This is a genomic window from Aquabacterium sp. A08 (genome assembly GCF_011742065.1).
Genome location: NZ_JAAQQT010000624.1, coordinates 1 through 20,570, shown reverse-complemented (window position 1 = coordinate 20,570; position 20,570 = coordinate 1). Strand labels below are relative to the sequence as shown.

The 20,570-nt window shown below is 67.2% G+C and carries 26 protein-coding genes and 1 pseudogene; 4 read left to right on the top strand and 23 right to left on the bottom strand.

The features are described 5' to 3' along the window. The 10 genes from HA630_RS11975 to HA630_RS11930 all read right to left on the bottom strand — a co-directional run. Nucleotides 1-2,042 (bottom strand): retention module-containing protein (locus HA630_RS11975; RefSeq protein ID WP_166835001.1); only part of this gene is annotated, 2,042 nt, incomplete at its 3' end. A gap of 91 nt (nt 2,043-2,133) precedes the next feature. Beyond that, nucleotides 2,134-3,933, bottom strand: coding sequence for a retention module-containing protein (locus tag HA630_RS11970; RefSeq protein ID WP_166834998.1), 1,800 nt, complete (start codon nt 3,931-3,933; stop codon nt 2,134-2,136). Between the two features lie 73 nt (nt 3,934-4,006). Further along, nucleotides 4,007-4,252, bottom strand: coding sequence for a hypothetical protein (locus tag HA630_RS11965; protein WP_166834996.1), 246 nt, complete (start codon nt 4,250-4,252; stop codon nt 4,007-4,009). Between the two features lie 13 nt (nt 4,253-4,265). Beyond that, on the bottom strand, nt 4,266-4,913 hold the full coding sequence (locus HA630_RS11960; RefSeq protein ID WP_166834994.1) for a response regulator transcription factor: 648 nt from the start codon (nt 4,911-4,913) through the stop codon (nt 4,266-4,268). Nucleotides 4,914-4,931: 18 nt separating this feature from the next. Continuing rightward, the gene (locus HA630_RS11955) at nt 4,932-6,350 is read right to left on the bottom strand and encodes an HlyD family type I secretion periplasmic adaptor subunit (protein WP_166834992.1); all 1,419 of its coding nucleotides are present in this window, start codon (nt 6,348-6,350) and stop codon (nt 4,932-4,934) included. Beyond that, nucleotides 6,350-8,515: a type I secretion system permease/ATPase gene (locus HA630_RS11950; RefSeq protein WP_166834990.1), complete on the bottom strand. Its 2,166-nt coding sequence runs from the start codon at nt 8,513-8,515 to the stop codon at nt 6,350-6,352. Before HA630_RS11950 ends, HA630_RS11955 begins: the two co-directional genes overlap by 1 nt. 159 nt (nt 8,516-8,674) lie before the next feature. Continuing rightward, entirely contained in the window at nt 8,675-10,411 is a 1,737-nt protein-coding gene (gene ptsP, locus HA630_RS11945) for a phosphoenolpyruvate--protein phosphotransferase (protein WP_166834988.1), read from the bottom strand. After that, a complete protein-coding gene (locus tag HA630_RS11940) occupies nt 10,408-10,677 on the bottom strand; it encodes an HPr family phosphocarrier protein (protein WP_166834986.1) in 270 nt (89 codons plus the stop codon). Before HA630_RS11940 ends, ptsP begins: the two co-directional genes overlap by 4 nt. Continuing rightward, entirely contained in the window at nt 10,646-11,092 is a 447-nt protein-coding gene (locus HA630_RS11935; RefSeq protein ID WP_166834984.1) for a PTS sugar transporter subunit IIA, read from the bottom strand. The genes HA630_RS11940 and HA630_RS11935 overlap by 32 nt, the downstream gene beginning before the upstream one ends. 41 nt (nt 11,093-11,133) lie before the next feature. Then, the gene (locus HA630_RS11930; RefSeq protein WP_166834982.1) at nt 11,134-11,697 is read right to left on the bottom strand and encodes a hypothetical protein; all 564 of its coding nucleotides are present in this window, start codon (nt 11,695-11,697) and stop codon (nt 11,134-11,136) included. A 143-nt stretch (nt 11,698-11,840) separates the two neighbouring features. Here HA630_RS11930 and HA630_RS11925 point away from each other — a divergent pair, with 143 nt between their 5' ends. Next, nucleotides 11,841-12,284 carry a thioredoxin fold domain-containing protein gene (locus HA630_RS11925; RefSeq protein WP_166834980.1) on the top strand — a complete coding sequence of 148 codons (444 nt, stop codon included), beginning with the start codon at nt 11,841-11,843 and terminating at the stop codon, nt 12,282-12,284. Then, entirely contained in the window at nt 12,281-12,802 is a 522-nt protein-coding gene (locus tag HA630_RS11920; protein ID WP_166834978.1) for a TlpA disulfide reductase family protein, read from the top strand. The genes HA630_RS11925 and HA630_RS11920 overlap by 4 nt, the downstream gene beginning before the upstream one ends. A 6-nt stretch (nt 12,803-12,808) precedes the next feature. Here the strand turns inward: HA630_RS11920 and HA630_RS11915 are convergent, their stop codons facing one another. Beyond that, complete coding sequence (locus HA630_RS11915; protein ID WP_166834976.1) at nt 12,809-13,258, bottom strand: cytochrome c; 450 nt, start codon at nt 13,256-13,258, stop codon at nt 12,809-12,811. Between the two features lie 122 nt (nt 13,259-13,380). Here HA630_RS11915 and HA630_RS11910 point away from each other — a divergent pair, with 122 nt between their 5' ends. Further along, nucleotides 13,381-14,055 (top strand): cytochrome b/b6 domain-containing protein, encoded by a 675-nt coding sequence (locus HA630_RS11910; protein ID WP_166834974.1) that lies wholly within the window; start codon nt 13,381-13,383, stop codon nt 14,053-14,055. A 24-nt stretch (nt 14,056-14,079) separates the two neighbouring features. After that, complete coding sequence (locus HA630_RS11905; RefSeq protein ID WP_166834972.1) at nt 14,080-14,598, top strand: GNAT family N-acetyltransferase; 519 nt, start codon at nt 14,080-14,082, stop codon at nt 14,596-14,598. Here HA630_RS11905 and HA630_RS11900 read toward each other — a convergent pair whose 3' ends face one another. The 12 genes and pseudogenes from HA630_RS11900 to rpsJ all read right to left on the bottom strand — a co-directional run bounded on the left by HA630_RS11900 (nt 14,599) and on the right by rpsJ (nt 20,517). Further along, nucleotides 14,599-15,108, bottom strand: a complete 510-nt coding sequence (locus HA630_RS11900; RefSeq protein ID WP_166834970.1) for a peroxiredoxin — start codon at nt 15,106-15,108, stop codon at nt 14,599-14,601. Nucleotides 15,109-15,234: 126 nt separating this feature from the next. Then, a complete protein-coding gene (rpsQ, locus tag HA630_RS11895) occupies nt 15,235-15,504 on the bottom strand; it encodes a 30S ribosomal protein S17 (protein WP_166834968.1) in 270 nt (89 codons plus the stop codon). 9 nt (nt 15,505-15,513) lie between these two features. Then, nucleotides 15,514-15,708 (bottom strand): 50S ribosomal protein L29, encoded by a 195-nt coding sequence (gene rpmC, locus HA630_RS11890; RefSeq protein WP_105749481.1) that lies wholly within the window; start codon nt 15,706-15,708, stop codon nt 15,514-15,516. 16 nt (nt 15,709-15,724) lie between these two features. Then, nucleotides 15,725-16,141, bottom strand: coding sequence for a 50S ribosomal protein L16 (rplP, locus tag HA630_RS11885; protein WP_101049525.1), 417 nt, complete (start codon nt 16,139-16,141; stop codon nt 15,725-15,727). Between the two features lie 22 nt (nt 16,142-16,163). Further along, nucleotides 16,164-16,949: pseudogene (rpsC, locus tag HA630_RS11880) on the bottom strand (30S ribosomal protein S3); the annotation flags it as partial. Nucleotides 16,950-16,964: 15 nt separating this feature from the next. After that, nucleotides 16,965-17,294 (bottom strand): 50S ribosomal protein L22, encoded by a 330-nt coding sequence (gene rplV / locus HA630_RS11875; RefSeq protein ID WP_166834966.1) that lies wholly within the window; start codon nt 17,292-17,294, stop codon nt 16,965-16,967. Between the two features lie 9 nt (nt 17,295-17,303). Continuing rightward, nucleotides 17,304-17,579, bottom strand: a complete 276-nt coding sequence (gene rpsS, locus HA630_RS11870; protein ID WP_101049521.1) for a 30S ribosomal protein S19 — start codon at nt 17,577-17,579, stop codon at nt 17,304-17,306. Nucleotides 17,580-17,591: 12 nt separating this feature from the next. Next, nucleotides 17,592-18,419 (bottom strand): 50S ribosomal protein L2, encoded by an 828-nt coding sequence (rplB, locus tag HA630_RS11865; RefSeq protein WP_166834964.1) that lies wholly within the window; start codon nt 18,417-18,419, stop codon nt 17,592-17,594. A gap of 2 nt (nt 18,420-18,421) precedes the next feature. Continuing rightward, complete coding sequence (rplW, locus tag HA630_RS11860; protein ID WP_166834962.1) at nt 18,422-18,736, bottom strand: 50S ribosomal protein L23; 315 nt, start codon at nt 18,734-18,736, stop codon at nt 18,422-18,424. Then, nucleotides 18,733-19,353, bottom strand: coding sequence for a 50S ribosomal protein L4 (gene rplD / locus HA630_RS11855; protein WP_166834960.1), 621 nt, complete (start codon nt 19,351-19,353; stop codon nt 18,733-18,735). Before rplD ends, rplW begins: the two co-directional genes overlap by 4 nt. Continuing rightward, nucleotides 19,353-20,024, bottom strand: a complete 672-nt coding sequence (rplC, locus tag HA630_RS11850; RefSeq protein ID WP_166834958.1) for a 50S ribosomal protein L3 — start codon at nt 20,022-20,024, stop codon at nt 19,353-19,355. The genes rplD and rplC overlap by 1 nt, the downstream gene beginning before the upstream one ends. A 181-nt stretch (nt 20,025-20,205) precedes the next feature. Continuing rightward, on the bottom strand, nt 20,206-20,517 hold the full coding sequence (gene rpsJ, locus HA630_RS11845) for a 30S ribosomal protein S10 (protein ID WP_101049512.1): 312 nt from the start codon (nt 20,515-20,517) through the stop codon (nt 20,206-20,208). Nucleotides 20,518-20,570 lie beyond the last annotated feature (53 nt).

The window sequence follows — 20,570 nt, the reverse complement described above, 5'->3', positions numbered from 1 at the left end:
TCGTCCACGATGCTGATGCTCAGGTTGGCGCTCGCACCCGTGCCGCCCACACCCGCCACAGCCACCGGCACGCTGTCGCTGATCGCCGTGTCGGCCGTCGCCTTGTCGTGTGTCTGTGCGGCCTTGAGCGTGTAGCTGTAGCTCACCGTGCCGGTCTTGCCGTCGGTGCTGTTGAAGCCCGTGACCACCAGCGTGCCTTCGCCCGTGTCGTAGGTCTTGTCCACCGCAGCCACACCACCCAGGTTGGTGAGCTGACCCAGCGTCAGGGTGATCGCACCCGAACCCGTGCCAATCGTCACGCTGGCAATGCCGTCCGTGGCGTTGACCTGGAAGCTGTCGCTGTCGGTCTCGCTGGTGTTGGCCACCGACGTCAGACCCGCTTCGTACACCGTGCTGTCCGCACCTTGGGTCGCCACGGTCACGCTGGCGCTGTCGTCCGCTCCCACGATCTTGATGATCACGCTGCCCGGGCTGGTGTCGCCGTCCGCGTCCGTGATGGTGTAGGTCAGCGTCTGCTGGATCGGCGTGCCCGATGCCGTCAGCGCCTGCACCGCCGCGCTGGCGTTGTTCAGCGTGAAGGTGTACTGCCCGTCTGTGCCCAGCGTCAGCGTGCCGTATGTGGCCAACACCGCTTTCGCAGCCGTGTTCGCGTCCCAGCTGAAGGCCTTCAAACCTCCCGTGTCATCCGCACCATAGCTGTCGTTGGTCAGCACGTTGGCCGTCACCGTCTGGCCCGCACCGCTGTCTTCGGTCACCGTCGCCGTGCCATCCGCACCCGTCTGCGGCACATCGTCCACGATCTCAATCGTCACCGTCGCGTTGGCCGTGGCCGTACCGTCGTCAACCGTGACCTTGAAGCTGTTGGTTTCCGTCTGATCCGCCACGTCCGCCGTGCGGCTGGTCAGCGTGTACTCGTAACCGTACACACCCTTGCCGTCCACCACACTGTAGGAGTTGATCTTAACCGTGCCATTGGCGGTCGTGAAGGTCTGGTTGACCAGATCCGCCAGACTGCCCGAGCCGACCGTGAAGGTCAGACCGGCTGCACCGGTGTCAGAGAAGGTGATGGTCTTGATGTCGTCCAGACCGTCCGCATCGCCTACCGTGATGGTGCCCGTGGCCACCGCCGTCCCACCGCCGCTGCCCGTGGCCAGCGCCGACTCGTTCACCACGTCCGTGTCCCCGGTGTTGCCAGGAAGATTCGGGTTGTCGTCCACCACCAGGGTCGGCGGGTCGTTGACAGGCGTGATCTGGATAGACAGAGTCGAAGTGACGGCATCCTCCCCGTCAGTGACGTCGTAGGTGGCCGGCGGAACCTGCCCGTCGTAATTCTGATCTGGCGTAAACACAAAATCGCCGTTGGGCGCAATGGTCAACGTGCCCACACCCTGTATGCGGATCGGATCGCCTGCGTTCGCGGTTTGCCCGCCCCAGGTGAACTGCACCACGGCCTCTGTGGCCGGGCCATCGGGGTTCACCGTGTTGTCCAGGACGTTCCCTCTAGCCTCTTGGTCTTCTTCGGTCGTGACGGACTCACCCTCGTCAGAAAGCTCATTGGGGGGCGGCAGGTCTGCGTCCGAAGCCAACAACACCTCATCCGGCCCCGCCAGCGGGTCGAAGCTGTAGTCGTAGGCCAGCGGGTCCACGCCTTCGGTCACGCGCAGCAGGCGCACGAAGTCGCTGCCATCACCACCACCGCCGGCACCGGCGCCGGCCGCTGCGGCTTCCAGCTCTTCGGTCAGGTCGCCGCCCTGCTCCAGCACCTGGGCGATCTGGTCGATGGTGCCGGGCTGCGCGGCCGCCTCGGCGGCGCTGGGGGTGGCGTCGGTTTGCGCCATGGTTTCGTCCACGCGCACGGTCTGGGCCGGGCCCATGGCCACGACCTGACCGTCTTCCATCATCAGCTCCACGCGGGCGCCGGCGGCGGTGCGCACGGTTTCGCCTTTCTGGATGACGTCGCCCACCTTGAGGGCGCGGGTGGTGCCGTCGGCTTGGACGACGACGGCGTTGCCGGTGACAGACAGTACGGTGGCTTGGGCCATGGAAACACTCCTGGTTGAAGGTATGGCCGCAGCTTACCCCTCGGCAAGTGCTGCGGCCATTGGACTTAAGTACAGTTTTGCGGCGCGGGCGTCAGGCGTCTTTGCGCAGGTTGCCGTTGTCCAGCAGTTTCTGGATGATTTCCACGTCGCTGCTGCCGCCGGCGTAGGCCTGCAGGTCGAGCAGGCTGACCTGGTCGAAGGTGATGCTCTGCTGCGCGTCGGGGATGCCGTCGCCGTTGAGGTCGGCGCCGGTGGCGACCTGCAGGACGGCGTGGCCGGCGTCGTTCTCACCGAAGCTGAGGTAGGGGTCGAGCGCCTGGGCGCTGAATTCGGGCAGGTCGAGCATGTCGCCCAGGTGGACGCTGTCGCCGCCGTCGTTCACGTGGGCCAGGGTGAAGCCGCCGTTGTCGGTGTCCAGCGCGTCGGGAATGCCGTCGCCGTCGCTGTCCACACCGAAGCTGGGCATGTCCAACGGCTCGGCGCTGGCGAAGGCGTAGGCGCTGGCCCCCAGTTCGGCGCCCTGCGCGCCCAGGTCGTTGACGGTGTAGGCCACGTTGACGCTGAGGGTGGCGCCGTCGGCGTCGCCATCGGCGTCGTACAGGGTGTAGCTGAACACGTCCTGCCCGCCGGTGCTGCCACTGGGGGTGTAGGTGTAGTCGCCATCGGGCTCGACCACCAGGGTGCCGTGGTCGCCGGTCACCGTGACCAGCCCGGTGTCGGGGTCCACCACGCCACCGTCGAAGGCCCAGGTGTGCTGGCTGAAATCGCCATCGCCCGGGGCGTCGTTGCCCAGGATGTTGCCGCTGGCGGGCACGATGTCGACGATGTCGGGCAAGGGGGTGACGGTGCCGAAGTAGTGGTCGCTGCCCACGTCCACGGTGGCGGTGGCCCAGGTGCCGCCGCCGGTTTCGTCGTCCACGGTGAACTTGACGCGGTATTCGCCGTCGGCCTCGAAGGTGTGGCTGTATTGGCCGTCGCTACCGGCGATGGTGGCCACTTGGGTCCAGGTGCCGTCCAGGTTGCGGTACAGCTCGGCGGTGAAGCGGTCGGTGTCGCCCTGGGCGTCCGGGCCGCCCAACTGGGCAGAGGCGCTGAAGTCGAACGTCTGCCCGGCGCTGGCGGTGAAGTTGGGGGTGACGACGAAGGCCGGGTCGCTGCCCTGGCCGTGGTCGGTGATGGTGAAGGCGCCTTGCACCGAACCCAGGGTGTTCTGGAAGGACGCGTCGCTGAGCAACCAGGCGTTCTGGTTGTGCGGCAAGGCCAGTCGCCCCTCAAAGCTGAGGCTGCCTTCGCCGGCCCCCATGACGCGGGTGTCGCCGTTGAAGTCGGTCACCGCGCCTTTGGTGATGGTGACGCGGGCGCTGGCGGTGTCGTCGTTGGCCAGGGGGAAATTGTCGCCCGGGGGCGGCGGTGGGGGCTCGTCGCCCTCGGGGGCAGCGGCGCTGGCCAGCAAGGGTTCGTCGATGCGGCCCGGCGTCTCGGTGCCATATTCGTAGGCCAGCGGGGTCACCCCTTCCTCGATGCGCAGCAGGCGCACAAAACTGCTGCCGTCGCCGTCGCCGCCGCCACCGCCGCCCGCACCGGCGGCCGCGGCCTCGATTTCGTCGAGGTCGCCGCCACGTTCCAACACGTCGATGACGGCGTTGACGGCCTCGGTCAGCTCGGGCGGGGCGGCCACGGGGGCATCGGCGCCCACCAGCCAGGCTTGCCCGCCCGCCAGGCCCAGGGTCTGGCCGTCGTCCAGCGACAACTGCACGCTGGCGCCGGGCGCGGGGCGCACGGTGTCGCCGGCCTGCAGGGCGTCGCCCACGGCCAGCAGGCGCGGCAGGCCCGCGCTGTCGATGACGATGACCCGGCCGTTCAGGGCCGTGACGGTGGCGGTTTGTGCCATGGTGTACCTCCTGGGGTTTGACTGCTACATCTGGCAGTCTGAACCCGCGGCGGCCGCCGTGGCTTGACGTGGATCAAATCAGCCCGGCATCGCCGTCGTCCAGCAGCTGCAGGCGTTTGCTCAAGGCGGCGCGGGTCTGGCGGCGCTCCAGCAGCTTGGCCTGGGCTGCGGGCGGGAAGTCGGTGAACTGGATCACGCCGCGGTTGATGAGGATGTCGATCAGGTCCTCGGTCACGCGCGCCAGCCCGGCATCGCTGCTGGCGAGCGCGTCGTGGCCGTTGGGGCCGCCCGGGGCCGGTGGGGGGGTGTTCTGGCTCATGCGGCCTCCTTGGTCAGGCGCTGGCCTGGCTGCCCGAGAGGTGCAGCACCAGCTGCACCCGGTCGCGCACGCCCAGCTTGTCGAACACCGCGCCCAAGTGGGCCTTGACGGTGCGTTCGGAAATGAACAGTTGCTCGGCCACTTCCCGGTTGGACTTGCCGGCGGCCACGGCGCGGGCGACCTGGGCTTCGCGCTCCGACAGGGCCGACAGGTCGGCCGGCGGCGGGGCGGCCGCGGGGCGGCGCTGCAGCACCTCGCGGGTGGCGGCCATCAGGCGCTGCACCAGGCTGGGCCCAACCCACAGGCCGCCGTGGTCCAGCACCTGGGCGACCTCGCGCAACACCTCGGGCACGGCCAGCAGGTGGCAGTAGCCGCGAGCACCGGCGTTCAGGGCGCGCAGGCCCTCGGCGTCCTGCAACACGCCGCTGACCACCACCACCCCGCACCCGGGTTGGCGCGCCAGCAGGGCCGAGACGCGGGCCTCCCATTCGGGGTAGGTGACGGGCACCCACACGGTGTCGCCGGCAGACAGCGACGCCTCCAGGGTGGCCCAGTTGCTCCACTGCCCGTCGGGAAAGGCCTGCAGCCAGCGCTCCGGCGGGGTCAGTCCGGAGGCCGCGGCGCCCGCGCGGGCGTGGACCAGAAAATGTTGCTTGCTCATGGTGTGACCGCGTGACGTTCAGCGTTCCGACAGCGCGTTGGCCTTGGCCCGCAGCACGGGCTTGAGCAGGTAGGCCAGCACGGTCTTCTTGCCGGTGAGGATGTCCACCTGCGCCACCATGCCGGGGATGATGGGCAGGCCTTCGCCCAGGCTGGCTTCGCGGGTGCGCAGCCGCACAATGTAGAAGGCATTGCCCTTTTCGTCCACCACCGAGTCGGCGCTGATGTTCTCCACATCGGCCTTGAGGCCGCCGTAGATGGCGTAGTCGTAAGCGGTGAACTTGATGGTGGCCTCCAGCCCGGGGCGCAGGAAGGCGATGTCCTTGGGCGTGATCTGCGCCTCCAGCACCAGGACGTCGTCCAGCGGCACCACCTCCAGCACTTCGCGGCCGGGCTGCACCACGCCGCCCACGGTGTTGACCAGCAGGCGTTTGACGGTGCCACGCACCGGCGACTTGATCTCGGCCTTGGCCACCTTGTCTTCCAGTGCGCGCCCACCTTCGGACAGGGCCGACAAGCGGCCCATGGTGTCGGACAGCTCGGCCCCCATCTGGTTGCGGGCGTTGAGCTGCACCTCCTCGATGCGGCGCTGCGCCTCGGCGATGGCCGACTGCACGCGGGAGATTTGCGCGGTGGCCTGGTCGCGGTCGCCGCGCAGGCGGGCGACCTGTTGGTCCAGCCGCAGCACCTCCACCTCCGACACGGCGCCGGTGGCCACCATGGGCTTGGTGGCGGCCAGCTCGCGCTGCACCAGCTCCAGCCCGCGCTCGGCTTGCTCCTTGCGGGCGCGGGCCTCGTTCAGCTCCTGCTGGCGCTGGCTCAGCTGGCTTTGGGTGATGGAAATTTGCGCACTCAACTCGGCCCGGCGCGACTCGTACAGGCTGCGCTCCTGGGCGACGATGTCCGGCGCGTCCTTGAGCAGATCGGCCGGCGGGTTGAAGGCGCGGTTCTGCACCAGCGCCTGCAACCGCTCGGCCTTGGCCCGCAGCGCCAGCTGGCTGACCCGACTTTCGCCCAGGCTGGAGGCGAAGCGCGTCGGGTCCACCCGCAGCAGCAGCTGGCCGGCCTCCACCACCTGGCCTTCGCGCACCAGGATTTCCTCCACCACGCCGCCGTCCACGCTCTGGACGATCTGGACCTGGCTGGTCGGCACCACCTTGGCCTCGCCGCGGGTCACCTCGTCCACCTGGGCAAACGCCGCCCACAGCAGCAGCCCGCCCAGCACCACCGCCGCCCCGCGCAGCAGCACCCGGGCGCGCAGCGGCTCTTGCTGCAGCTGCGCCCAGTCGGCGTCGGACGCCCAGTCCAGCGACTCACGGTCGGCACCGCCGGCGCCCAGCTTGTGCACCACCCGGCCGAACAGGGTTTCGCCCAGGCGGCTGGCTTTCTGGGTGGCCTTGCCCAGGCGCTCAAAGTCTTTTTCGTTCAGTTCCGACATCACGCGGCCTTTCCAATGCGGCCTTGGCGCAGCGCCTGCACCACCTGGTCCTTGGGCCCGTCGGCCACGATGCGCCCGGCGTCCATGACGACGATGCGGTCCACCAGGTCGAGCAAGGACGTGCGGTGGCTCACCAGGATCACCGTCTTGCCCGGCATGAACTCGCGCAGGCGGGCCTTGATGTCCTCCTCGCTGGAGTGGTCCATGGACGCGGTCGGCTCGTCCAGCAGCAGGATGGACGGGTCGTGGATCACCGCGCGGGCGATCGCCACGCCCTGGCGCTGCCCGCCCGAGAGCGATTCGCCGCGTTCGCCGACCAGCATGTCAAAGCCCTGCGGGTGGGTGTTGACCAGGTCCGAGATGCCGCCGATGGTGGCGGCCTTGAGCACGTCGGCGTCGTCGGCCAGCGGCGCGCCCAGGGTGATGTTCTCGCGCAGGGTGCCGTAAAACAGCATCACGTCCTGCTGCACGTAGCCGATGTGGCGGCGCAGCTCGGCCGGGTCCAGTTGCCGCTGGTCGATGCCATCGACCAGCACCGCGCCGCTGGTGGGCCGGTACAGGCCGAGGATGAGCTTTTCCAGGGTGGTTTTGCCCGACCCGATGCGGCCCAGGATGGCCACCTTTTCGCCGGGCTGGATGCGCAGACTGACGTTGCGCAGCGAGGCGTTCTGCTGGCCGGGGTAGTTGAAGGACACGTCCTTGAACTCGATCGCCCCCTTGATGCTGCCGCGGGTGATGAAGTTGGCGTCGTCCGGGCGCTCGACCTCTCGCTTCATCATCTCGTTGAGCGAGGTGAGTGCGGTGGCCGCGGTGTGGTACTGCACCAGCAGCCCGGCCACCTGCCCCACCGGCGCCATGGCGCGCGACGCCAGCATGGTGCAGGCGATCAGGCCGCCCATGGACAGCGCGCGTTCGCCGATCAGGTACACGCCCAAAATAATGATGAACATGTTGATGGCCTGCTGCACAAAGGCCGAGCTGTTCGAGGCGCTGGACGACAGCAGCCGCAGCTGCGCCCCGACGCGGGCCAGCAGCGCCGCGCTTTTTTCCCACTTGCGCTGGATCGGCGCTTCCGCCCCCAGGGCCTTGACCGTCTCGAAGCCCACCAGCCCCTCCACCAGCGTGGCGTTGCGCTGGGCCCCGGCGCGGTAGGTGGTTTCGGCCAGCTCGTGCATGCGGCCCTGCACCGCCAGCGCGTACAGCAGCAGCAGCACCGCGCCCAGCACCAGCGGAATCAGCATGGGCCAGGCGATCCAGCCAATGACGACAAAGAAGATCAGCGCGAACGGCAGGTCGATGAAGGCCACCACCGTGGCCGAGCCGATGAAGTCGCGCACCGACTCGAAGGCGCGCAGGTTGGCGGCGAAGGAGCCGGCCGACACCGGGCGCTGCTCCATGCGCGTGCCCAGCACCCGCTCCATGATGTAGGCCGAGAGCTTGACGTCGGCGCGGCTGCTGGCCAGGTCGACGAACTTGCCGCGCAGGGTGCGCAGCACCAGGTCGCCGACCAGCACCAGGCTCAGGCCCACGGCCAGCACCCACAGGGTGTCGGTGGCCTGGTTGGGCACCACCCGGTCGTACACGTTCATGACGAACAGCGGCATGGCCACGGCGAACAGGTTGGTCAGGAAGGCGGCCAACAGCACGTCGCGGTACAGGGCGCTGTTTTCGCCGATCACGCTCCAGAACCAGTGGCCGCTGCGGGTGGTGCTGACCACCGGGCTGCGCGCGTCGAACCGCAGGCGCGGCCGGGCGTAAATGGCGTGGCCGCTGTAGCGCGCGGCCAGTTCGGCGGCGGGCACCTGCAGCGGGGCATCGCCCAGCTCCGGGTACACCACCTGCAGGGTGGCACCGTCGTCGCTGCGCCCCAGCAGCACGCAGGCGTGTTCGCCGTCGAGCAGCAGCACCGCCGGCAACAGCGCCTGCTTGAGCTCGGCAATGGGTTGGCGCACCACCTTGCTGCTCAGGCCGGCGCGGCGTGCGGCGCGCTCGAACAGGCTGGGGGTGAGGCGGCCGCCTTCCAGCGGCAGGCCGGCCAGCGCGCCGTCGCGGGTGATGGTTTCGCCGTGGCTGCGCGCCAGGATGATGAGACACGCCAGCAACTCGTCGCGGTCTGCCGCCGCGTGGTGGGGGTGCGGGCCGGGTGTCCCGGTGTGTTCTGCCATTCAAACCTCCGCCGGTGCCTGGCGTATGCCCCGGGGAGCCGGGGCCCTTTCACCGCCAAAACACGCAATAGTGGAAATCAGTGTAACAAATTCATACACACATTCCGGCCATGGGCAGCCCACCCTTCACCTGGGCGCCCGGGTGCGCGTCGCCCGGGTTCAGTCGGCCATCAGCGCCGCCGGGTCCTCGCTGCGCACCACCTCCTGCGCCCAGGCGCGCAGCTTGCGCGTGTCGGCCCGCAGGATCTGCTGCTTGACCGCCAGGATCTGCGACGGGTGCATGGAAAAGCTGCGCAGCCCCAGGCCCAACAGCAGGCGGGTCATGGTCACGTCGCCGGCCATTTCGCCGCACACGCTCACGCCCTTGCCCTGGGCGCGGCATTCGGCAATGGTGTTGGCCACCAGCTGCAACACCGCCGGGTGCAGCGGGTCGTACAGGTGGGCCACGCTCTCGTCCACCCGGTCGATGGCCAGGGTGTACTGGATCAGGTCGTTGGTGCCAATGGAGAGGAAGTCGAAGTGCTTGAGGAAGGAGCCGACCACCAGGGCCGCGGCCGGCACCTCGACCATGGCACCGATGCGCACCGCCCCGTACACCGCCGCGCGCTGGTCAAGCTGGTCGCGGGCCTTGGCCAGCAGGGCCTTGACCTGCCGGATCTCGCTGGCGTGGGCCAGCATGGGAAACAGCAGGTTGACCTTGCCGTGGGCGGCGGCGCGCAGCACCGCGCGCAGCTGCGTCAGGAACATGGCCGGCTCCGCCAGGCTCCAGCGGATGGCACGCAGCCCCAGCGCGGGGTTGAGGTGGTCGTCGCGCACGTGCCGGTCCAGCGGCTTGTCGGCGCCCACGTCCACCGTGCGGATGGTCACCGGCAGCCCATGCATGCCCTCCACCGCGGCGCGGTAGGCCAGGTACTGCTCTTCCTCGTCGGGCAGCTTGCCGTCGCGGCCCATGAACAGGAATTCGGTGCGGAACAGGCCCACGCCCACCGCGCTCACCGACAGCGCGGGCATCGTGTCCTGCGGCTGCTCGATGTTGGCCAGCAGCTCGATGCGCTCGCCGTCCAGCGTCACCGCCGGGGTGTTCTTGATGCGCGAGAGCCGCTCGCGCTCTACCTCGCCCTGGCGCTGCTTGAAGCCGTATTCGGCCAGCACGATGGGCGAGGGGTTGACGATGACCACGCCGGCGTCGCCGTCGATGACCACCCAGTCGTCCTGCTGCACCAGCTGGCTGGCGGTGCGCGCGCCCACCACGGCCGGGATGTCCATGCTGCGCGCGACGATGGCGGTGTGGCTGGTCTTGCCCCCCACGTCGGTCACGAAACCGGCGAAGGCGCTTTGCTTGAACTGCAGCATGTCGGCCGGCGACAGGTCGTGGGCCACCAGCACCAGCGGGTCGGCCGCCACCTCGCTGCCGCCCTCGGCCGGCGCCGCCACCGGCGAGGCCACGCCGCGCAGGTGCCGCAGCATGCGTTCGACCACCTGCTCCAGGTCCGCCTTGCGCTCGCGCAGGTAGGGGTCCTCCATCTCGTCGAACTGTTTGGCGATCTGCTCCAGCTGCGAGGTGAGCGCCCACTCGGCGTTGTAGCGCCGCTCCACCACCCATTGCTTGACCCCGTCCTGCAACTGGGTGTCCTGCAACAGCATCAGGTGCACGTCCAGCAGCGCGGTCAGTTCGTGGTGGGCGTCCTTGCCCACGGTTTCCAGCAGGCCCTGCTGGACCCGGGTGATCTCGGCCACCACACTGTCGCGCGCGCTGCGCAGGCGCCGCAGCTCGTCGGCCACCTGTTCGTCGGCCACAAAGTAGTGCGCCACGTCCAGCCGGCTGGACGCCACCAGCACCGCGCGCCCGATGGCGATGCCGCGCGACACCGCCTGGCCATGGACGGTGAACGTCATTCGCCCTCTCCGAACTTGTCGTCGATCAGCGCCCGCAGCGCGTCCATCGCGGCTTGCTCGTCGGCGCCGTCGGTTTCGATCTCCACCTCGCTGCCCTGGCCGGCGGCCAGCATCATCACCCCCATGATGCTCTTGGCGTTGATGCGCCGGCCGTTGCGGCTCATCCACACCTCGCAGGGAAAGCTGCCGGCCAGCTTGGTCAGCTTGGCCGAGGCGCGGGCGTGCAGGCCCAGTTTATTGCTGATGGTCGCGGTGGTTTTGATCATGCGTGGTGCGTCTCACCTGGTTTTGTTGTGCGGTCACGGACACCGGCATCACCCCCTGCGTGCCGCCCAGCATGGCGCGCGAGACCAGCGCGTCCAGCGACTCGTGCCGGTACGACACCGCCCGCAACAACATGGGCAGGTTGACGCCGGTGACGAGTCGGGTGTGCAAGCCGTCGATCAGCTTGCTGGCGACGTTGCAGGGGGTGGCGCCGAACAGGTCGGTCAGCACCAGGGTGTGCGGCGCACCCTGCAGGGCGATCAGCTGCCGGGCCTGGGCCAGGGTCTCGCTGGGGGGCTGGTTGGGCGGCACATCCAGGGCACTGACGTGCCCGCCGGCGTCGGGGAAGACGTGCAGCACGCACTGGCGCAGCGCCGAAGCCAGGGGCGCGTGGGCGATGACGAGGATGCCGTTCATGTCAGCCATTATGGGCCTTGCGGGCGCGGTGCCCCGCCCGCTCAGGGCAGGCGCACGCCTTCAAAAAAGGTGTCGGTCACCTCGGCCGGCTGGGGTGGACCGTACACAGCGGCCTGCACCGCCCAGCCCCGGCCGGTGGCCCACAGCACCTCGGCCCGCAGGGCCTGGCCACGGTGGTCTTGGGCCGGGCCGCTCCAGCGCCAGGCGCGGTCGGCCCCGGGCACCGCCACGGGCTGCACGGTCCAGCCCGCCGGGGCGGTGTCGCCTGCGGCCAGCGTCTGGCGCAGGCTGGCCCAGGTGGCGCGCGACCACAGCCCCACCACCGCCTCGTCGTCCAGGCCCAGGGCCGCCTCCGGCAGGGGCACGGCCGCCACGGCAAAGGTGCTGCGGCCGACGTCACAGCCCAGCATGCGCAGGGTCACGCGCGGCCGCTCCGGGCCCAGCAACGGCACGTCGCGTTCGGCCTGGTCGGGCTTGCAGGGCATCAGCGCCTGCAGCGGCACGCCTTCGTGGCGCACCGTGCGCCAGTTGTGGGTCGGGCTGCACGCCACCAACGCCACCGCCACCCCACACGCGCCCATGCGGCGCCACCATCCGTTTGCCATTGCACACCTGCCTTGCCCCGCACGCGGCCACCCCGGGCCAATGCGCGCACAATAGAGAATTCACCCCGGATGGTACCCAAGCCGGGGCCGACTGAACTTTGCGCCCTCGGCCGGCCTCTCACACGGGCCTGTCTCTTGTCACCATGAACCACAACCCCGACGGTTTGCCCGAGATCCTGCCCGTGCCCGCTTCGCTGCGTGCGGTGGCCCAACTGGCCCAGCGGCGGCAAGAGCCGCTGGTGCTGATGGTCACCCTCAAAGGCTGCGCCTTTTGCGACGTGGTCCGCACCAATTACCTGGGCCCCATGCACCAGCGCGGCGAGGTGGTGGCCGCGCAACTGAACATGCTGGACCGCAAGACCGCGCTGCAAGACCTGCAGGGCCAGACCACCACGCCCCACGCCCAGGCGCAGGCCTGGAAGGTCCGCATCGCGCCCACCGTGCTGTTCCTCGATGCCCAGGGGCGCGAAGTTGCCGAGCGGCTGGAAGGCATGTCCTCGGCCGACTTTTACGGCGCCTACCTGCAGGACCGCATCGAACGCGCCCGCCGCGCCGTCCGCACCCCGTCACAAGCCCCTGCCCGATGACCCACACCGCCCCCTCCCCTGCCCCACGCCGCCGTACCCTGGCCGTGCTGGCCCTGTTGCTCAGTGGCCTGCTCGGTTTGAGCGCCTGCTCCAGCGCCAACCCGGCCCCCGAATCGCGCTTCGTGCTGATCGACGGCAGCACGCTGCACAGCGCCGATCTCAAGGGCAAGGTCACGTTGGTGAATTTCTGGGCCACCACCTGCGTGTCCTGCGTCAAGGAAATGCCCAGCCTGGTCAGCACCTACAACAAGTACAAGGGCCAGGGCTTCGAGACCGTGGCCGTGGCCATGAGCTACGACCCCCCGGACTGGGTGGTCAACTTCGCCACCACACGCCAACTGCCCTTCAAGGTGGCGCTGGACAACACGGGCGAGCTGGCCCGCGACTGGGGCGACGTCAAACTCACCCCCACCACCTACCTGGTGGACAAGCAGGGGCGCATCGTCAAGCGCTATGTGGGCGAACCCGACTTTGCCGCCCTGCACCAGCTGCTGGAAAAGCTGCTGGCCCAGGGCTGACGCACCTCACTCCCGGTAGGCGTCGTGACAGGCCTTGCAGGTGGCCGCCGTTTCGCCAAAGGCCTTCTTCACGCTGTCCAGGTTGCCGGTGCGGGCCGCCGCGTCCAGGGCCACCACAGCCGCCACCATCTTGTCGGCACCGGCCTGCACCTTCGTCATTTCCATCCACAGCTCGGGCTTGGCCCGGCTCTTGACCTTTTCCGTATCGGGGGTGAACCCGGCCCAGGGCAGCTTGCTCATGGCCAGGACGATGGCGGCGTTGTCCTGCGCCGCCTTGGCGTCGAACGGCACCCGGCCATTGGCCATGGCGCCAATGCGGCTGAAGTGGGTGCCCATGACCGAGAAGGCGCTCTGCCGGTACTTGACCGCGTCCTCGGGTTTCTGAAACTGGGCCTGTGCGGTGCCAGCGGTCAGCATCAGGGCCGACACCAGCGCCCAACCAAGGTGTACTTTCATCGTCTGCGTCCTTTCCAGGGGGTTCATCCGAAAACGGGCCGAACGGCCGCGCCCGAACAGTGTATGCTTTTATCATTGTCCGCGCATGACTGACCCCATGCGCCCCACCGGAGCACGCTGCCATGTCCACCGTCTGCGTCTGGGACCTGCCCACCCGCCTGTTTCACGCCTTGCTGGCCGTCAGCGTGGTGGCCCTGGTGGTCACCGCCAAGGTCGGCGGCAACTGGATGAACTGGCACCTGCGCCTGGGCTACCTGGTGCTGGCGCTGCTGCTGTTTCGGCTGCTCTGGGGCCTGGTGGGGGGTCACTGGTCGCGCTTCAGCCAATTCCTCTACACACCCAGCCAGTTGTGGGCCTACCTGCGTGGGCATGGGTCGCCGCGGTGGTCGGTCGGCCACAGCCCCACCGGGGCCTTGTCGGTGTTTGCCCTGCTGGCCGTGCTGGGCGCCCAGGTGGTCAGCGGGCTCTTCAGCGACGACGAGATCGCTTTTTTCGGGCCCCTGACGCGCTTTGTGGACGGCGACACCGTGGGCCTGGCCACTTGGTACCACAAGGCCGTGGGGCAGTGGCTGCTGCTGGGCCTGGTGGGGCTGCACCTGCTGGCCATCGCCTATTACCGCTGGGTGCGCCGCGTGCGCCTGGTGCCCGCCATGGTCCACGGTGACAAAGACCTGTCGGCCTCGTTGGGGGCCGTCCCGGCGTCGGCCGACGGCTGGCGCCCGCGCTTGCTGGCGGCGCTGATCGCGGCCGCCTGTGCCGCCTTCACGGGGTGGGTGGTCGGTCTGGGCCACCCCTGAACCGCCTTGCCGTATAGTGCGGCCATGACCGAGCCGACCTTGCCCGAGCCGAGCCGCCCCACCCCCGATATCCGTATCGAACTCGTCGACCAGGGGGCACCGCTGCAGTGGGTCCGTGAACTGTTTGTGGAATACCAGGACGACATTGGGGTGGACCTGTGCTTCCAGGGCTTTGCCGAGGAGCTGGCCCAGTTGCCCGGCGACTACCGGGCGCCACACGGTGCGTTGCTGCTGGCCTTTGTGGACGGCCTGCCGGCGGGCTGTTGCGCCTTTCGGCCCTTGCCCGACAGCGACCACTTGAATGCCTGCGAAATGAAGCGCCTGTTCGTGCGGCGCGCTTTCCGCGGCTTTGGGCTGGGCCGCTTGCTGGTGGACGACACCCTGCTTCACGCGCGCCAGGCCGGTTACGCCAGCATGCTGCTGGACACCCTGAGCGACATGGAAGCCGCCCGGGCGCTCTACGCCGAAGCCGGGTTCGAGGAAGTGGCCCCTTACTACCACAACCCCTTGCCCGGGGCGCATTACCTCAAGGTCGAGCTCTGATCAGGCGGTCTGCGCCTGGGCCAGCAGTGTCGCGGCGTCGCTGACCTCGAACTTGCCGGGGCCTTCCACGTTCAGGGTGGCGACCACGCCGTCCTTGACCAGCATGGAATAGCGGTTGCTGCGCAGGCCCAGGCCGCGCGCGGTCAGGTCCAGCGTCAGACCGGTGGCTTGGGCGAATTCGGCACTGCCGTCGGCCAACATGCGCACCTTGCCGTCCACTTTCTGGTCGCGGCCCCAGGCACCCATCACGAACACGTCGTTCACCGCCACACACCAGATCTCGTCCACACCCGCGGCCTTGAAGGCCTCGTACTGGGCCACGAAACCCGGCACGTGCTGGGCCGAGCAGGTGGGCGTGAAGGCCCCGGGCACGGCGAACAGGGCGATGGTTTTGCCCGCGGTGGCCTGGGCCACGTTGACCGGGTTGGGGCCCAGGCTGCAACCGCCGCCCTCGACCTCAACGAATTCCATCAGTGTGGTGGCGGGCAGTTTGTCTCCGACCTGGATCATGTGTGGCTCCTGAATGTGGCCCGAAGGCCGGGTTGAACGTGCGCGCCAGAGGGGCCGCACAAACGAAAAAACGACCGAGATTGTCGGTCGTTTTTTCGGTATCCGCCCGAAGGCAGAGAAACGGGCTTACACCAGTGCGGCCTTTTGGACCAGGCGGGTGGCAACCCAGTTCTTCGTCTTGGACAGCGGACGGCTTTCGGTGATCTCGATGATGTCACCCAGCTTGTACTCGCTGTTCTCGTCGTGCGCGTGGTACTTGCTCGACTTGATCACGATCTTGTCGTACAGCTCGTGCTTCACACGGCGCTCGACCAGCACGGTCACGGTCTTGGCACGCTTGTCGCTGACCACCTTGCCAATCAAGGTGCGCTTGAGGGAGGTTTTGGCTTCCGTCATGGTCACTCCTTACTTGGCGGCTTGCTTTTCAGCAAGGATGGTCTTCGCACGGGCGATGGCACGACGGGTGCTGCGCAGCGTGGCGAGGTTGGACAGTTGTTGCGTGGCTTTTTGCATGCGCAGGTTGAAGTGGGCCTTTTGCAGGGCTTTGACTTCGGCTTGCAGGCCAGCCACGTCTTTTTGGCGCAGTTCAGCAGTTTTCATCTTGTGTTCTCCTGAATCACTGGCCCAGCATGCGGGTCACAAAGGTCGTGCGCAGCGGGAGCTTGGCAGCGGCCAGGGTGAACGCTTCGCGAGCCAGTTGCTCGGGCACGCCCACGATTTCGTACAGTACCTTGCCGGGCTGGATCTCAGCCACGTAGTACTCGACACCGCCCTTGCCGTTGCCCATACGGACTTCGGCGGGCTTCTTGGAAATCGGCTTGTCCGGGAACACGCGAATCCAGATCCGGCCGCCACGCTTGACGTGACGGGAAATCGCCCGGCGGGCGGATTCGATCTGGCGTGCCGTCAGACGGCCACGGTCGGTGGACTTCAGGCCGAAATCGCCAAAGGCCACGGTGTTGCCGGTGGTGGCAATACCCGTGTTGCGGCCTTTTTGCTCTTTACGGTATTTACGGCGAGCAGGTTGCAACATGTTCTATTTCTCCTTAGGCCTGGGGCTTGTCGCTGCCATCGGCCGGTGCGGCATTGCTGCCGCCACGACGCGGGCCACCACGACCGGGGCGGTCGTTGCGGGCACCGTCACGGCGCGGACCACGGGGACGGCGCTCGTCGTCGGGACGCGGGGTGCTGTCCAGCGACGGGGCGTCGTTGCGACCCAGGTGGTCACCCTTGTACACCCACACCTTGACGCCGATGACGCCGTAGGTGGTTTGGGCCAGCGAGGTGCCGTAGTCGATGTCGGCGCGCAGGGTGTGCAGCGGCACGCGGCCTTCGCGGTACCACTCGGTGCGGGCGATTTCGATGCCGTTCAGACGGCCCGAAGACATGATCTTGATGCCTTGGGCGCCCAGACGCATCGCGTTCTGCATCGCGCGCTTCATGGCGCGGCGGAACATGATGCGCTTTTCCAGCTGCTGGGTGATGGAGTCGGCGATCAGCTTGGCATCGACTTCGGGCTTGCGCACTTCCTCGATGTTGACGGCCACCGGCACGCCCAACTTGGCGGCCAGGTCCTTCTTCAGCTTCTCGATGTCCTCGCCCTTCTTGCCGATCACCACGCCCGGACGGGCCGAGTAAATGGTGATGCGGGCGTTTTTGGCGGGGCGCTCGATCACGACGCGGGACACCGCGGCGTTCTTCAGCTTGGCCTTCAGGTACTCGCGCACCTTGATGTCTTCGGCCAGCATGCCGGCGAAGTCACGGTTGGAGGCGTACCAACGGCTGGCCCAGTTGCGGCTGACCGCCAGGCGGAAGCCGGTAGGATGGATTTTCTGTCCCATAGTCTTCCTTCTGGCTCAGTTGCCCACGGTCACATAGATGTGACAGGTCGGCTTGCTGATGCGGTTGCCGCGGCCTTTGGCGCGCGCGGTGAAACGCTTGAGCGTGGTGCCTTGCTCGACGTGGATGGTCTTGACCTTCAGTTCGTCGATGTCGGCGCCGTCGTTGTGCTCGGCGTTGGCGATGGCGGATTCCAGGGCCTTCTTGACGATGCCGGCCGCTTTCTTCTGCGTGAACGTCAGGATGTTCAGGGCCTGGTCCACCTTTTTGCCGCGAATCAGGTCCGCCACCAGACGGCCTTTGTCGACCGACAGGCGAACGCCGCGAACAATTGCGCGTGTTTCCATGGTGTGTCCTTACTTCTTGGCTTTTTTGTCGCCGGGGTGGCCTTTGAACGTGCGCGTCAGCGAGAACTCGCCGAGCTTGTGGCCGACCATCTGATCGGTCACATAGACGGGCACGTGCTGCTTGCCGTTGTGCACAGCAATGGTCAGGCCGATGAACTCGGGCAGGATCATGGAGCGGCGCGACCAGGTCTTGACCGGCTTCTTGTCCTTGGTGGCAACGGCCTTCTCGACCTTGGCCAGCAGGTGGTGGTCAACGAAGGGACCTTTTTTCAGAGAACGAGTCATTTCGTCAACCCCTTACTTGCTCTTGCGACGCGAAACGATCATGTTCTGCGTGCGGCGGTTGTTGCGGGTTCGGTAACCCTTGGTCAGGTTGCCCCACGGGTCCACCGGCGGCATACCGGTACCGGTACGGCCTTCACCACCACCGTGCGGGTGGTCGATCGGGTTCATGGCCACACCGCGAACGGTCGGGCGGATACCCATGTGGCGCTTGACACCGGCCTTGCCCAGCTGACGCAGGCTGTGTTCGGTGTTGGACGCTTCGCCGATGGTGGCGCGGCAATCCACGTGGATCTTGCGCACTTCGCCGGAACGCATGCGCACCTGGGCGTAGATGCCTTCGCGGGCCAGCAGCACGGCCGAAGCACCGGCGGAGCGCGCGATTTGCGCACCCTTGCCCGGCTTCAGTTCGATGCAGTGGATGGTCGAACCGACGGGGATGTTGCGGATCGGCAGGGTGTTACCGGCGCGGATCGGAGACTCGGAGCCACTCAGCAGGGTCGTGCCCACTTCAACGCCACGCGGGGCGATGATGTAGCGGCGCTCGCCGTCGGCGTAGCACAGCAGCGCGATGTGCGCGGTGCGGTTCGGGTCGTATTCCAGACGCTCCACCTTGGCGGGGATGTTGTCCTTGTTGCGGACAAAATCCACCACGCGGTAGTGGTGCTTGTTGCCGCCGCCCTTGTGGCGCACGGTGATGTGACCGTTGTTGTTGCGGCCGGCCTTCTGGAACTGGGGTTCCAGCAGCGGCGCGTAACCGGCACCCTTGTGCAGGGTGTCACGGGTGACTTTCACCATGCCACGACGGCCTGGCGAAGTCGGCTTCATCTTGATGACTGCCATGATCAGACGGCCTCCCCACCAAAGTTCAGTTCCTGACCCGGCTGCAGCGTCACGTAGGCTTTGCGCACGTGATCACGGCGGCCCACGGTCTTGCCAAAGCGCTTGGCCTTGCCCTTTTGGTTCAACACGTTGACGGCTTGCACCTTCACGTTGAACAGCAGTTCCACCGCGGCCTTGATTTCCGGCTTGCTGGCGTCGCGCAGCACCTTGAACAGGATGGCGTTGGATTTTTCGGCGGCCATGGTGGCTTTTTCAGACACGATGGGCGCGACCAGCACCTGCATCAGGCGGCCTTCGTCAAACTGGACGTTGCTCATGCGAACATCTCCTTGAGTTTGTCGATGGCACCCTTGGTGACGATCACTTTCTTGTAGTGAACCAGCGACAGCGGATCGGCGTAACGCGGCTCCAGCACCAGCACGTGGGGCAGGTTGCGCGAAGCCAGGTACAGGTTCTCGTCGATTTCGTCGGCGATGACCAGCACAGACTTGAGGTTCATGGCCTTGAACTTGTCGGCCAGCAGCTTGGTCTTGGGGGCTTCCACTTTCAGGGAATCCACCACCGACAGGCGGCCTTCACGCACCAGCTGCGAGAAGATGGACGCCATGCCGGCGCGGTACATCTTCTTGTTCAGCTTCTGGCTGAAGTTCTCTTCCGGGCTGTTCGGGAAGGCCTTACCGCCCCCACGCCAGATCGGGGAAGACGTCATACCGGCACGGGCGTTGCCGGTGCCTTTTTGCTTGAACGGCTTCTTGGTGCTGTGCTTGACCTGTTCGCGGTCCTTCTGGGCACGGGTGCCCTGGCGCGCGTTGGCCTGGTAAGCCACCACCAGCTGGTGGATCAGCGATTCGTTGTAGTCACGACCAAACACGGTCTCGGGCACTTCCACGGTGGAAGCGGCCTGGCCCTGGTCGTTCAGGAGTTCAACTTGCATCAGTTAGCTCCTTTGCTGGCAGCTTTGACGGCGGGACGCACGGTGACGAAGCCACCTTTCGAGCCCGGAACGGCGCCTTTGATCAGCAGCAGCTGACGGTCGGCATCGACACGCACCACGTCCAGGTTCTGGGTGGTCACGGTCTCGTCGCCCATGTGGCCGGTCATTTTCTTGCCCGGGAACACGCGGCCCGGGTCCTGCGCCATGGAGATGGAACCCGGCACGTTGTGCGAACGGCTGTTGCCGTGGGACGCACGCTGCGACGCGAAGTTGTGGCGCTTGATGGTGCCGGCGAAGCCTTTACCGATGGAGGTGCCTTGCACGTCCACCTTCTGGCCGGCCGCGAACAGCTCGGCCACGGGCAGCACGGAGCCGGCGGCAAACTTGCCAGCGACTTCGGCGGTCACGCGGAATTCTTTGAGGATTTCACCGGCTTCGACGCCGGCTTTGGCCAGGTGGCCTGCCACGGGCTTGGTCACGCGGGAAGCGCGGCGCTTGCCGTACGCCACTTGCAGGGCGTCGTAGCCGTCGTTGGCCTGGGTTTTGACTTGCGCCACGCGGTTGTTCGACACGTCGACCACCGTGACAGGCACTGCGTCCCCGTCTTCGGTGAAGAGGCGCATCATGCCCACCTTGCGGCCCAACAACCCGAGAGAGTTGCTCAGACTCATTGTTTTCTCCGTTCCCGACTGCAATTGGCCGGGGCTGATGTCCCGGTTCTCGTTGATCGCCGGGATGATGATTGAAAATCTCCGCAGCCAAAAAGCCGCGAAGCCCGCGAGTTTACCCCGCGGGCATCGAAAATGCAAGCCTGTGGCGCGTTACCGACACCACCGACTCACACAAACCGCATCACTGCAGCTTGATTTCCACGTCCACGCCGGCCGGCAGGTCCAGCTTCATCAGGGCGTCGACCGTCTTGTCGGTCGGGTCCACGATGTCCATCAGGCGCTGGTGGGTGCGGATCTCGAACTGGTCGCGGCTGGTCTTGTTGACGTGCGGCGAACGCAGGATGTCGAAACGCTTCATGCGGGTCGGCAGGGGCACCGGGCCTTTGACGATCGCGCCGGTGCGCTTGGCGGTATCCACGATCTCGGCGGCGGAGGCGTCGATCAGTTTGTAGTCAAACGCCTTGAGGCGGATACGGATCTTTTGCTTGCTCATGATCGGTGTCCTTCTCAGTCGATGATCTTGGCCACGACGCCGGCGCCGACGGT